Source organism: Microbacterium sp. P03 (genome assembly GCF_043556235.1).
In the GTDB taxonomy this organism is placed as follows: Bacteria; Actinomycetota; Actinomycetes; order Actinomycetales; family Microbacteriaceae; genus Microbacterium.
Genome location: NZ_JBIGIM010000002.1, coordinates 296,337 through 309,398, shown reverse-complemented (window position 1 = coordinate 309,398; position 13,062 = coordinate 296,337). Strand labels below are relative to the sequence as shown.

10 protein-coding genes are annotated in these 13,062 nt (G+C 69.9%); 4 read left to right on the top strand and 6 right to left on the bottom strand.

From position 1 onward, the window contains the following. Nucleotides 1-15: 15 nt before the first annotated feature. The gene (secA, locus tag ACFXOO_RS08570; RefSeq protein WP_378840918.1) at nt 16-2,829 is read right to left on the bottom strand and encodes a preprotein translocase subunit SecA; all 2,814 of its coding nucleotides are present in this window, start codon (nt 2,827-2,829) and stop codon (nt 16-18) included. Nucleotides 2,830-3,050: 221 nt separating this feature from the next. Between secA and ACFXOO_RS08565 the strand changes: the two genes are divergently transcribed. Together ACFXOO_RS08565 and ACFXOO_RS08560 are read left to right on the top strand one after the other, a co-directional pair. Then, nucleotides 3,051-3,650: a PadR family transcriptional regulator gene (locus ACFXOO_RS08565; RefSeq protein ID WP_394563340.1), complete on the top strand. Its 600-nt coding sequence runs from the start codon at nt 3,051-3,053 to the stop codon at nt 3,648-3,650. An 80-nt stretch (nt 3,651-3,730) separates the two neighbouring features. Continuing rightward, complete coding sequence (locus tag ACFXOO_RS08560; RefSeq protein WP_378853981.1) at nt 3,731-5,047, top strand: hypothetical protein; 1,317 nt, start codon at nt 3,731-3,733, stop codon at nt 5,045-5,047. A 96-nt stretch (nt 5,048-5,143) separates the two neighbouring features. On the opposite strand, the gene hpf is transcribed toward ACFXOO_RS08560, so the two are convergent. The 5 genes from hpf to mtrA form a co-directional block, all read right to left on the bottom strand. Beyond that, the gene (gene hpf / locus ACFXOO_RS08555) at nt 5,144-5,803 is read right to left on the bottom strand and encodes a ribosome hibernation-promoting factor, HPF/YfiA family (RefSeq protein ID WP_378840925.1); all 660 of its coding nucleotides are present in this window, start codon (nt 5,801-5,803) and stop codon (nt 5,144-5,146) included. Nucleotides 5,804-5,892: 89 nt separating this feature from the next. Further along, the gene (locus ACFXOO_RS08550) at nt 5,893-6,585 is read right to left on the bottom strand and encodes a ComF family protein (RefSeq protein ID WP_394563339.1); all 693 of its coding nucleotides are present in this window, start codon (nt 6,583-6,585) and stop codon (nt 5,893-5,895) included. Nucleotides 6,586-6,680: 95 nt separating this feature from the next. Then, nucleotides 6,681-8,366 (bottom strand): LpqB family beta-propeller domain-containing protein, encoded by a 1,686-nt coding sequence (locus ACFXOO_RS08545; protein ID WP_394563338.1) that lies wholly within the window; start codon nt 8,364-8,366, stop codon nt 6,681-6,683. Continuing rightward, nucleotides 8,363-10,114, bottom strand: coding sequence for an MtrAB system histidine kinase MtrB (gene mtrB / locus ACFXOO_RS08540; protein ID WP_394563337.1), 1,752 nt, complete (start codon nt 10,112-10,114; stop codon nt 8,363-8,365). The genes ACFXOO_RS08545 and mtrB overlap by 4 nt, the downstream gene beginning before the upstream one ends. Nucleotides 10,115-10,121: 7 nt before the next feature. After that, the gene (gene mtrA, locus ACFXOO_RS08535; protein ID WP_378840937.1) at nt 10,122-10,802 is read right to left on the bottom strand and encodes an MtrAB system response regulator MtrA; all 681 of its coding nucleotides are present in this window, start codon (nt 10,800-10,802) and stop codon (nt 10,122-10,124) included. 163 nt (nt 10,803-10,965) lie between these two features. On the opposite strand from mtrA, the gene ACFXOO_RS08530 reads away from it, so the two are divergent. Beyond that, nucleotides 10,966-12,339, top strand: coding sequence for a glycerophosphoryl diester phosphodiesterase membrane domain-containing protein (locus tag ACFXOO_RS08530; protein ID WP_394563336.1), 1,374 nt, complete (start codon nt 10,966-10,968; stop codon nt 12,337-12,339). Beyond that, nucleotides 12,336-13,037, top strand: coding sequence for a DUF4129 domain-containing protein (locus ACFXOO_RS08525; RefSeq protein ID WP_394563335.1), 702 nt, complete (start codon nt 12,336-12,338; stop codon nt 13,035-13,037). The genes ACFXOO_RS08530 and ACFXOO_RS08525 overlap by 4 nt, the downstream gene beginning before the upstream one ends. The last annotated feature ends 25 nt before the right edge of the window (nt 13,038-13,062 follow it).

Here is a 13,062-nt window from a genome sequence, read left to right as displayed (position 1 = left end):
CGCGATCCCGCTCCCTTACTTCTTGTTGGTCGCCCTGCGCTGCGCGCGGTTCTGCGGTGCTGCCGCCGCGGCGGGAGACGGTGTGCGCTGACCGAAGGCACCGCGGGGCGCCTCTTCGGCCGCCGCGGGCTGAGGGGCGCCGGCCTGTGCCGCGGCGGCGGCCGCCTGGCGCACCTTCGTCGTGGCGGCCTGCTGGACCTGTCCACGCTCGTTGCGCACCTCCACCTCGCCGGCGTCGTTCGCGGCGGAGTACTCCAGGCGCTGGCCTTCGGCGGGACCGGCACCCAGGCCCTTCGCCTCGACCTCGGCGACCTGGTCGTTCTCACCCCGTCGCACCTCGACCTCGAGGTTGAACAGGTAGCCGACGGACTCTTCCTTGATCTGCCCCATCATCGACTGGAACATCTGGAAGCCCTCGCGCTGGTACTCGATGAGCGGGTCGCGCTGGGCCATCGCGCGCAGGCCGATGCCGTCTTTGAGGTAGTCCATCTCGTACAGGTGATCGCGCCAGCGGCGGTCCAAGACCTGCAGCACCACACGGCGTTCCAGCTCGCGGGTCGCAGCTTCGCCGAGCTTCTCCTCGCGGTTGCGATAGGCGATGCGCGCGTCCGAGAGGATCTCGCGCTTGAGGCCCTCCGCCGTGATGCGGCCCTTCGTGCCCGCCTCGGCGACGACCTCGTCGATCGTGACTCCGACGGGGTAGAGCGTTTTGAGCTCCGTCCAGAGGGCGTCGAAGTCCCAGCTCTCGGTGTGACCGGAGCCGGTGTGGTCGTCGATGACGGCATTGATGGCGTCCTCGACGAAGTGCTGCACACGATCGGACAGGTCATCGCCCTGGAGCATGTGCCGACGGTCGCCGTAGATCGCCTCGCGCTGACGATTGAGGACGTCATCGTACTTGAGGACGTTCTTCCGGATCTCGGCGTTGCGCGACTCCACCTGACCCTGCGCGCTGCGGATGGCTCGCGAGACCATGGTCGACTCGATCGCGACGTCGTCCGGGAAGTTGGTGCGGGCGAGGATGGCCTCGGCTGCGCCCGACTGGAACAGGCGCATCAGATCATCCGTCAGCGAGAGGTAGAAGCGGCTCTCGCCCGGGTCGCCCTGACGGCCGGACCGACCGCGCAGCTGGTTGTCGATCCGGCGGGATTCGTGACGCTCCGTGCCCAGCACGTACAGACCGCCGACCTCGACGACCTTGCTGCTCTCCTCGGCGACCGTGTCGCGCATGCCCTCGTAGACCGAATCCCATTCGGACTCGTATTCGTCGGGGGTCTCGACCGGATCGAGCCCCTTGGCCTTCATCTCCTGAACGGCCAGGAACTCGGCGTTGCCGCCGAGCATGATGTCGGTGCCTCGACCGGCCATGTTGGTGGCGACGGTGACCGCTCCGAAGCGGCCCGCGCGAGCGACGATCTCGGCCTCGCGGGCGTGGTTCTTCGCGTTGAGCACTTCGTGCTTGACGCCCTTCTTGGCGAGCAGTCGCGAGAGGTACTCGCTCTTCTCCACGCTCACGGTGCCCACGAGGACGGGCTGCCCCTTCTCGTGACGGACCGCGATGTCCTCGACCACCTGGGCGAACTTCGCCTCCTCGTTCTTGTAGACGAGGTCGGACTGGTCCTTGCGGATCATCGGCTTGTTCGTCGGGATCGGGACGACGCCGAGCTGGTAGGTCGACATGAACTCCGCCGCCTCGGTCTCGGCCGTTCCGGTCATGCCGGCGAGCTTGTCGTACAGCCGGAAGTAGTTCTGGAGGGTGACGGTGGCCAGCGTCTGGTTCTCAGCCTTGACCGGCACGTTCTCCTTGGCCTCGATGGCCTGGTGGATGCCCTCGTTGTACCGGCGGCCGACGAGGATGCGGCCGGTGTGCTCATCGACGATCATGACCTCGTCGTTCATCACGACGTAGTCGGCGTCGCGCTTGAACAGCGCCAGCGCCTTGATGGAGTTGTTGAGGAACGAGATCAGCGGGGTGTTCGCCGACTCGTAGAGGTTGTCGATGCCGAGGTAGTCCTCGACCTTCTCGATCCCGGGCTCGAGGACGCCGATGGTGCGCTTCTTCTCATCGACCTCGTAGTCCTCCCCCGCGACGAGGGTCTTGGCGATCTTCGCGAACTCCACGAACCACCGGTTCGCCTCGCCCGACGACGGTCCCGAGATGATCAGCGGTGTGCGCGCCTCGTCGATGAGGATCGAGTCGACCTCGTCGACGATCGCGAAGAAATGCCCGCGCTGCACGAGGTCCTCTTCGCGCCACGCCATGTTGTCGCGGAGGTAGTCGAAGCCGAACTCGTTGTTCGTGCCGTACGTGATGTCGGCGTTGTACTGCGCACGACGGACCTCGGGCGTCTGGCCGGACACGATGACACCCGTGGTCATCCCGAGGGCACGAAGGATGCGGCCCATGAGCTCGGACTGGTAGCTCGCGAGGAAGTCGTTGACCGTGACGATGTGCACGCCCTGGCCGGCGATCGCGTTGAGGTACGAGGGGAACACTCCGGTGAGCGTCTTCCCCTCACCCGTCTTCATCTCGGCGATGTTGCCGAGGTGCAGAGCCGCGCCACCCATGATCTGCACGTCGTAAGGGCGCTGGCCGAGCGTGCGCTTGGCGGCTTCGCGCACAGCGGCGAAGGCCTCCGGCATGAGCTGGTCGAGAGTCTGGCCCGCAGCGAACCGCGCGCGAAGCTCGGCGGTCTCGCCACGCAGCTCCTCGTCGGTGAGCTGGGAGTAGTCCTCCTCGAGGGCGTTGACGGCCTTCACCACCTGCTGCAGCCGCCGGATGACGCGGCCCTCACCGGCGCGGAGCAGTTTCTCGAGAGGATTTGCCACGGAAAGATCTCCATCTGTCGGGTGCGACGTCCTGGTTGCCACATCGCGATGCTGCGTCGTCGGACGACAGGCATACCCGCCTATGTTATCCGTCCGTGACCTTGGAGTGGGCTGAGGATACCGCCCGCCGACGCGCCGGACTGAGCATCCCGGTCCCCTGGGGACGATGTGCCAGACTCGGGAACTGCATACCCGGTATGCATGGAAAGGGGCAGGCGTCGGTGTCGGTACGACAGAGCCTCCTGGCGATCCTCGAGCAGGGCCCCTGCTACGGCTATCAGCTGCGCGCGGAGTTCGACCGCCGCACCGGGTCCACGTGGCCGCTCAACGTGGGGCAGATCTACAACACCCTCGACCGACTCGAGCGCGACGAGCTCGTCGTGAAGGCCGGTGCCGACGAGCACGGTCACGTCTACTACGAGATCACGGCGTCGGGTCGCGCCACGGTGCAGTCCTGGTTCGGCGGCCCCGTTCCGCAGCCGGACGGCACGCGGAAGGAGCTGCCGATCAAGCTCGCGATCGCGGCGACCCTTCCCGGCGTCGATGCCCGGTCGATCATCCGCACGCAGCGCTCCGCATCGACAGCACGACGAGACGCACTCATCCTCGCCGGAGCCAGAGACGAGCGCGATTCGGATGACAGCGAGGCTCTGGCGAGGGCGCTCGTGCGCGATGCGATGATCTGCGACGTCGAGGCCGACCTCCGCTGGCTCGACCGCGCCGAGCAGCGCCTCGACGGGCAACCGCGCCACGCGCTGGCTCTCGGGCTCGCCGCCGATCGACCCAAGCGCGGCCGGCCATTGAAAACGGCGACGGCATGAGCGTCTGCGTCGCTCGACCGGCGTCGCGCTCGGAGCGAACACGCGCCGACCCACCCCGCGAGCCCTCGTAGGATTGCACAATGGCGGGATTCTGGGGCAAGCGGCGCAAAGAAGAGCAGGCTCAGCAGGATGCGCAGGACGCCGATCTCGGCCGTCGTGCGCAGGCCGCCCTCGTGCAGGCCGACGAGCGGATCCGACTCACCACCGACGAACTCGCCTTCGCCGAGGCCGAGTTGGGGACGGATGCCACGGCAGAACTCCGCGCCGCTCTCGAGGCCGTGCGCACTCATCTCGCCGAAGCGTTCCATCTCCACCAGCTCAACCACGACGAGATCCCCGACACGCGGGAGGAGCTGCGCACGCGCAACGCCCGGATCGAGCAGTTGTGCACCTGGGCGAACGACCTCCTCGATCAGAAGACGTCTGCACTGGAGGAGCGCATCGCGACCGTCCGGCGCGCACCCGAGATCATCGCGGGTGTCCGAGCCGATGTCGAGCGACTGCGAGAGCGTCTGCCCGACGCGCGGGCCGTGATCGCCCGCGTCGCGAGCAGGTACAGCGACGACGCGGTCCACACCGTCGCCGACAACGCCGACGAGGCCGAGCGACTGCTCGACTTCGCCGTTCATGGTGCCGACGTCTCCGAGCGACGCCGCGCGGCGGAGCAGCGGGAACAGTCGCTGCTGGCGCTGGAGACGGCCACCGAGGCGGTCCGGCGCGCCACGACCCTGTTCGACGCGATCGATGACTTCGAGGTGGAGGCTCTCCGCGCGCAGTCCACCCTCGCCGACATGGTGGCGGACTCGCGCGGCGACCTCGTCGCCGCCCGGACCGCGCCGCAGGTGCCGGCGGTCAAGTCCGCGGTCGCCGCACTCGAGCGGGCGCTGGGCGCGCTCGCCCCCTCCGGCGCGAAAGCCGACCCGTTCACCGAGCTCACGCAGCTGCGTGAGGCCAACGCAGGACTCGACGCAGCGATCGAGAAGGCCCGGGAGCGCGAAGCACGGCCGCTTCCCACCGTGGACCAGATCCGGCACGCGGTCGACGACGCCGACCACCAGCTGGCCGTCGCCCGCAGCGTGATCGCCGGCCACCGCGGGTGGATCGGTGCCGATGCGCGCACGCGACTGGCGGAGGCCGAGCGGGTCCGCATCGACATGGAGGCACTGCCCGACGACGAGGACTCTCGGGAGCAGGCGATGCTCATGGCGCGACGCACGGCGACGCTCGCCAGTGAGGCGCTCCAGCTCGCCCAGCGCGACATCGATTCTTCCCGTCCGCAGGACCCCGGCGGCTGGGGCCAGGGCGGCGGTCGAGGACAGGTCGGCGGCGGGAACCCCATGGGCGGCATCCTCGGCGGTCTTGTCATCGGCAGCCTGCTGGGCGACTTCTTCGACTGATCCCCGCCGGGCCGGGCGCTCTTCACGGCGCGGCGATCGAGCGACCGAGAGGGGGATGCCGCGAGCCGCGGCATCCCCCTCTCGCGTTCTCGTGCGCTACGACGCGAGCTGCTGCGGCGGCGCGAGGGTGGTGAGTGAGATCACACCGTAGTCCCAGCCCTTGCGACGGTAGACGACGCTCGGGTGGTCGCTGCGGGCGTCGATGAAGAGGAAGAAGTCGTGGCCGACGAGCTCCATCCGGTCGACCGCCTCCTCCACCGTCATCCATTCGGCGTCGAAGTTCTTCGTACGGATGACCACGGGGGTGTAGTCGTCCTCGCTCTCCGGTCCCGTGATGATCGGCACCTCTCCGGTGGCGACGGCGCGGAGCACCTCGACGGAGGCAGGCTCGACGTCGATCCCCTGGAGTTCACCGGTGGACTTCTCGAATTTCGCGCCGCGGGGGTGGTTGCGGGCGTCCACCCGCTTGTCCTTCGCGCGGCGAAGCTGCTCCGCCATCTTGTCGACGGCCAGATCCAGGGCCGTGAACTTGTCGCCGTCGACCGCTTCCGCGCGGACGATCGGGCCCTTCCCCGTGAGCGTGAGCTCGACGGTCTCATCCTCGACCCGACCGCTGTGGTACGCGCGGTGGGTCACCTTGATCTCGAGGGTCTGCGCCCGAGGTGCGAGGTGCTCGATGCGGACGGCCTTCTCTTCGACGACCCCGCGGAAGCGATCGGTGATCCCCACTCCCACGCCGACGATACTGGTATCCATCTTTGACCTCCTTGTTCCGGTCGGCCCGGTCAAGGGCGGACCATCAGTCGCCTTGTGTCCCCCAACGCTAACCACATCGTCGTCCGGTGTCACGCGTGAGTTCGCAATGTGTTCACCCCGCGTTCGCCTCGCCGCGTCGTGGCGGCGATCGTGGCCGCGCCGACGACGTCGGCCCCGGCGTGTCGCAATGCGCGCTCGGCTTCGGCGAGCGTCGCCCCGGTCGTGACCACGTCGTCGAGGATCATCACACGCAGCCCGGCGCTCGGCGGCGCCGACAGGCTCCCCGCCACGTTGCGACGGCGCTCGTCGCGGCCCAGTCCCCGCTGGTCGGCTGTTCCGCGGACGCCGTGCAACAGCGGTTCGACGTGCACTCCCGCCCGGTGCGCCACGAGCTCGACGACCCGGTACCCCCGGCGACGGAATGCCGCCCGGGAGGTGGGGAGCGGCACCAGCGTCACCCCGCGAGCCGCCTCGGCCGCGTGATCGTCGAGCGCCGCGACCACCGCGCCGAGCAGTGCGGGGGCGAGGTCTCGCGCCAGCGCCGTGCGCCCGTCTTCCTTGAGGGCCCTCACGACGCGCGCGGCGACACCCTCGAAGGCGAGCCCCGACCAGACGGGCAGACCGGTCTCGAGGCGCTGTCGCCGCACGGAGGGTGCGAGGGTCGCACGACACGGCCCGCACAGCGTGACATCCACCGCGCCGCACCCGGCGCACTCCACGGGGAAGGCGAGCGCCAGTGCGCCCGCGAGAGCCTCCCGCACCGGAAGGGGAAGACGTGTCACACCGCCAGAATGCGCGACCCGACCCACCGGCGAGGGGCGGGCGCGGCATCCGTGCGGTTCTTCCGCGTCCGTGCGGGTGGGGAGGAGCGGCGCTCCTACTGGGGTTGCCCCTGCTGGGTCGCGAGCACGTCGATGCCGCTCGCGGTCTGCTGCCAGTTCGACCCCCGGCGGATGTACAGTGCGCCGTCCGAGCCGCGGAGGCGGACCGTCGTGGACTGGTTGGCGCCGGCGATGCTCACCGCCGAGACCGGCGCGTCCGTCGAGGTGACGGGTCCTCCGACGCGCTGCGTCGAGACCACCGAGCGGTCGCCGTCGGAAGAGAGGATGCCGACGGTCGTGTTGTCGAGCCACGTGAGGGCGACCCCGCGACCGACGGCGGGCCCGAGCAGCAGGGTCTCGGCGCTGAGTCCGAGAGGTACGCCCTTCGCGTCGCGCACCACGCCGGCGACCCAGGTGGCGCTGCGGCCTCCGGTGGTGATGACCACCGCCAGCCGCGCACCGTCGTGCGAGAGCGACATCGCCGAGATCTGACTCGCCCCGCTCCACGTCGCCGGGAACGGGATGGGCTGGCCCGCCTCATCGAAGACGACGGTGGTGGATGCCGCGTCTCGGGGCACGCTCCAGGTGTAGCCGAACGGGTCGACGGTCGGGTCGATCAGGTCGGGGCGGGTGTCGAGGGCCGTGACGGCGCCGTCCGCGTCGACGCGGAACACTCCCTCGCCCGCGAGGCGGACGGCCGCGAAGTCGCGGTTCGGCGAGACCTGGGCCGCGACGGGCGCCGGCACGACCTGCATCATGGCGTCGGACAGGCCGCTGATCGGATCGAGCTCGGCGCCGGTGAGGAAGCCGAAGTCGTCGCCGGTGAGCACGAGGGGGGATGCCGAGACGGACGTCGAGCGCACGGCCTGCGGCTCAGCGGGCAGCGCTGTCGAGCCGACGGTCATCTCGACCGCGGTGATCGTCGCCGTCGCAAGGGTGGCGTCGAGCTGGGTCTGCATCCGGCTGAGCGTCGAGGCGTCGAGGTCGAGCGCGGCGGTGTTGAAGGACACGTCCGCCACATTCGAGATCACCGGCACCGATCTGGGTTCCAGACTCACGCTGTCCGGGAACGCCGAGGCGACGGCGCCGCTCAGCCACGGACTCGGTCCGTTGAGGAGCTCGGCCGTGAGCACGGTCGCGAGGGTGTTGGTCGGCGGAAACCAGCGCACGTCGGGCACGAGGTACTGCCACGTGGGGTCGAAGAACATGAGGGAATACGGCCGGTACACGCGCGTGAAGAAGTCCTGATCGAGGACCACCCCGTCGGGCGCCGCGGAGATGCGCCACTCCCCGTCCTCCTGGACGAGGGCGAACTGCAGCACGGTGGTCTCGGAGTCCGCGAGCGTGTAGGCGCCTCTCTCGTCGACGTTGGCCACCGACGTCAGGGTCAGCGAGACCGCGTCGTCGGCGTTCTCGGTCGCTCGGCGGTCCCCCTGCACGTCGATCGTGACACTGGCGGTGGGATCCCACTGGTTGCGGAACGAATCCGTCAGGAACAGCCGCGCCCTGCTCCAGTCGCCGGCGGGGCCCGACCCCGCGCGGACGAAGCCGTCGACGATCTGCTCCGCGGTCGCACCGGGCTGCGGCCGGTCGGGGACGAACGAGAAGTCCGGGGCCTCGGCGGCGTCCGTGGGCTCGCGCCCGACGTTGACCGGTCCGCTCGTGGGCAGCCCCGTGCACGCGGCGAGCACGAGGACCAGTGCGGTCGCCACCAGCGCGGTCAGGGCGCGACGGGATCTCATGAGCCCTTCCTCGCCGTCGGCGATGAGGAGTCCGTCAGGATCTCGATGGGCTGGGTCAGCCCGAGGGCGTCAACGGCCGACACCCCGTCCTCCCCCGGGTCGAGGTCGATGGGCGACGTGCCGCGCAGGTGCCCGCCCTGCCTCGGGAGGGTGAGCACGAAGTTCGTCCCCCGACCGAGCTCCGACCAGACGCCCAGTTCACCGCCGTGGAGCCGCGCGTCCCCGAGCGCGATCGAGAGACCGAGGCCGGTGCCGCCGATCGTCCGTCGACGCGACGGGTCGGCCCGCCAGAAGCGGTCGAACACCCGCTCGGCATCACTGGGCTTCATACCGAGGCCGTAGTCGCGGACGCCGATCGCCACGGAATGCTGGTTGCTGTCCACGGTGACGACGATGGGGCGTCCCTCCCCGTGCTCGATCGCGTTGCCCAGCAGATTGCGTGCCACGCGGCGCACTCTGCGCGGGTCCATCTCCACCGGGGAGTATCCGCCGGGGGCCACCAGCCGGAGGTCGGTGCCGTGCTGCTCGGCGAGGGGACTCATCGATTCGATCACGTCCTCGGCCAGATGAGCGAGGCTCGTCGGCTCGAGCTCGAGCTGCACCGATCCGGCGTCGTAGCGGCTGATCTCGAGCAGATCGGTCAGCAGCGTCTCGAACCTCTGCACCTGGGCGTTCAGCAGCTCCGCAGCGCGGGCCGTGCCGGGATCGAACTCGTCCCGATGGTCATTGATCATGTCGGCGGCCAGCCGGATGGTCGTGAGGGGTGTCCGCAGCTCGTGCGAGACGTCTGAGACGAACCGCTGCTGCACGAGCGAGAGATCAGCCAGCTCTTTGATCTGCGATTCGATGCTGTCGGCCATGGCGTTGAACGACCGGCCGAGGATCGCGAGCTCGTCCTCGCCGCGCACCTCCAGGCGCACGCCGAGGTCGCCCGAGGCCAGTTGCGCGCTCGTCTCGGCCGCCTCGCCGATCGGCGCGGTCACCGACCGCAGCACGAACCAGGAGATCAGGCCGACGATGACGACGAGCGCGAGACCCACGAGCCACAACGTGCCCGTGATGAAGCCGAGTGTCTGCGGCGCGGTGCCGAGGTCGTAGGCGAGGTAGAGCTCGTAGGCACCGACCCCGGGAACCTCGAGCTGCTGACCCACGACGATGCCGGGCACGCTGCCGCCCTCGATCGTGGGAAGGGCGACGGACTGCCAGAACTGCGTCTGCGGCGTGGCACGCACGGCCGTCTGCAGGGGCGCGGTGATCACCCCCTCCTCGCTCAGCGGGAAGGAGGTGAAGTCCTGCGGGGCGAGTGACGACGTCGCGGTGTCGATGCGGAAGGCGGCGATCGACTCGCTGCCGGACTGCTCGACGATCGTGCCCTGCACGCTCGTCATGAGGCTTTGCAGCTGCGCGGAATCGCCCTGCACGGCCGCGTTGTCCAGCGCGAGCTGGGCCGATGCCGTCGCCCGACTCGCGTTGGAGGTGACCTGGTCGAGGCGGGAGGTGAAGAGGTCGTTCTGGATGGCCAGGGCCATCCAGACACACGCGATGAGGATCGCCAGCGCGGTGAGCGCCAGGGTGATGAGCACGGTGCGGAAGCGCAGCGACCGCCTCCACAGTCGGGCGAGCGTCGTGGGCCAGGAGCGCCAATCGCGCCATCCCCCGCTGAACGCCCGCGAGTGCGACGGCCGCGTCGTGGACACCGGCCGGGCGAGGGATGCCTCGCCCTCCGGCAGCGCCGAGCCGCGCGCCATCCGCGCCTCAGACCACGGCGCCGGCGCGGTAGCCCACGCCGCGCACCGTCGTCACGATCGTGGGGTTGTCCGGGTCCTTCTCCACTTTGGCGCGCAGCCTCTGGACGTGCACGTTGACCAGCCGGGTGTCGGCCTTGTAGTGGTAGCCCCAGACCTGCTCGAGCAGCATCTCGCGCGAGAAGACCTGCTGCGGTTTCTCGGCGAGCGCGACGAGCAGCTCGAACTCGAGGGGGGTGAGCGCGATCGCGTCGTCGCCGCGGCGCACCTCGTGGGCGGCGACGTCGACCGACAGGTCGCCGATGCGCAGGGTCTCGCTCACGGCTTGCGCTGCGGGGCGCAGACGCGTGCGGATGCGCGCGACGAGCTCTTTGGGGTTGAACGGCTTGACGATGTAGTCGTCGGCGCCGACCTCGAGTCCGCGCACCACGTCGGCGGTGTCGGTGCGTGCGGTGAGCATGATGATCGGTATTCCCGATTCCGCGCGCACGCGGGTGCAGATCTCGATACCGTCCATGCCCGGAAGCATCAGATCGAGGAGGATCAGGTCCGGGCGCTCGGCGCGCCAGATGTCGACCGCCTGCGCACCGTCGGCGCAGAACACGGTCTCGAATCCCTCCGTGCGGAGCACGATGCCGATCATCTCGGCGAGAGCGGTGTCGTCATCGACCACCAGGATTCGTGAACTCATCGTGTAACGCGTCATCCTTCTGTGCGTTTCGGTCGCCTGTGCGGCGGTGTGCGCTTTCCCCATGCGCTCTCACAGCGTAATCGACGCCGGGCTCGGCAACACCGATCCGAGCCGGGGGTCGTGTGACACGATAGTGAACCAGTCGCACCCCAGAGGAGATCACGTGAGCGCGTACCCGGCCTGGACGCCGGCATCCCGACCGGGAATCATCCCCCTGCATCCCCTGACATTCGGCACCATCCTGGGCCGCTCGTTCGCGGCTCTCCGTCACAATCCGAAAGTGCTGCTCGGCTTCGCCCTCGGCGTCCAGGTGCTGGCGTATCTGCTCCTGATCGTCGGAGTGGGCGCCGCCGCGTGGGCATCGTTCTCCCGACTCGACACCCTTCGGGTCGGCACGGACGACTACAACGCGGTGCTGGCGGGATCGACCGTCATCACGGCGGTCAGTGCCTTCGTGCTGGGACTGCTCGCCGGCGCGCTGGGCGTCGTCGTACAGGGCGTCGTCGTGAGCGAAGTCGCGCACGCCGCGCTCGCCGAGCGGCTGCCGCTGCGCACACTCTGGCGTCGGGTGAAGCCGGTGTTCTGGCGACTCATCGCCTACACACTGATGCTCACCCTGGCCCTCGTCCTGGTGATCGGCATCGTGGTGGGCGGCATCGTGGCGATCGGCTTCACCGCACTTCCGGTGGCGGTCGGCCTTTCGGTCCTCGTCCTGCTCGCCGCGATCCCCCTGTCGCTCTGGCTGTCGACCAAGCTGCTGCTGGTGCCGGCGACAATCGTGCTCGAGCACGCGCGGATCGGCGAGGCCGTCCGGCGATCCTGGACGCTCATCCGCGGTCGTTTCTGGGTGGCACTCGGCGTCACGGTGATCATCTCGGTCGTCTTCGGCGCCATCAGCCAGGTCATCAGCATCCCGTTCTCGTTCCTCACTTCGGGATTGAGCACCGTGATCGCCCCGACCGGAGACCCGGAACCCAGCGCGATCGTGGCGATCATCATCGGGGCGGTGCTCACACAGGTGGTGACACTGCTCCTGCAGTCGGTGGCATTGGTCGTCCAGGCCACCGTCGCCACGCTCGTCTACATCGACAGCCGCATGCGCCGCGAAGGACTCGACCTGGATCTGCTCGCCTACGTGGAGCGTCGGGACGCCGGAGCAACGGGCCTCCCGGATCCCTATCGCGAGCACGTGGGGCGGCAGATCGCTCCGCGCGCCGCCGTCCCTGCCGGCCCGCCGTACCCTTACCCCGCGCAGGGGTACGGGCCGTACCCGAGCCAGGGGCACGCGCCGGCGGCCCAGGGACACGCGCCCGCGCCGCAGGGATACGCGCCGCCCCCACAGGCGTACGCGCCTCCCCCACCCCAGGGATACGCGCCGCCCCCACCCCAGGGGTACGCGCCTCCGGCGGAGGGCACCCTGCCCCCGCCGCCGGGCGACGCGCCGGCGCCCGCGACGCCGACTGAAGCGCCGACGACGGCCGCACCCCCGGCCTGGACGCCGCCCGGCACGGCACCCGCCGACCGCGAGGCGCCGTGATCCTCACCGGCTTCGCCGCCGCGTCGTCGGTGATGTCCGTGGCCGCCGCGTTCGATCCTGTGGCGCCGGACGGCGATGATGCCCGCCGCTGGGCGGAACAGGAGCTGTCCGACCCGGTGTACGCCGAAGCGCAGCCCACAGCCCTCGATCGCGTGGCAGAAGCGATCGGTCGCTTCTTCTCCGATCTCTTCCGCACCGACGTGGGCGACGGCTGGGGCTCGGCCCTCGCGGTGATCGCCACGATCGTCGTGGTCGTCCTGATCGTCGTGGCGTTCCTCATCTGGGGTCGGCCCCGCATCACTCCGCGGTCGAGGGCCGGCGCGTCGGATCTCTTCGGCGAGGACGATCGGCGAAGCGCCGACGAGCTGCGCCGCGACGCGGCATCCCGTGCCGCCGCCGGCGACTGGACACCGGCGATCATCCTGCGGTTCCGCGCCCTTGCGCGCGCCGTGGACGAGCGCGGCGTCGTGGACAACCCGCCGGGCGCGACCGTGCATGCCTTCGCGCGTGCGGCCGGTCGCGCGTTCCCCGAGCACCGCGCCGCCCTCGATGAGGCCGCCGCCGCCTTCGACGACGTCCGCTACCTGCGACGCCCGGGAACCGCCGCCCTGTACGTGCGGGTGGGCGACGTCGACGACGCGGTCTCGGCGGCGCGGCCGGTGCCGCCCCGCCTCTCATCCGCCGGCGCGCCGGCGTGACGTTCGCGCCCGCCGGGACCGCCCC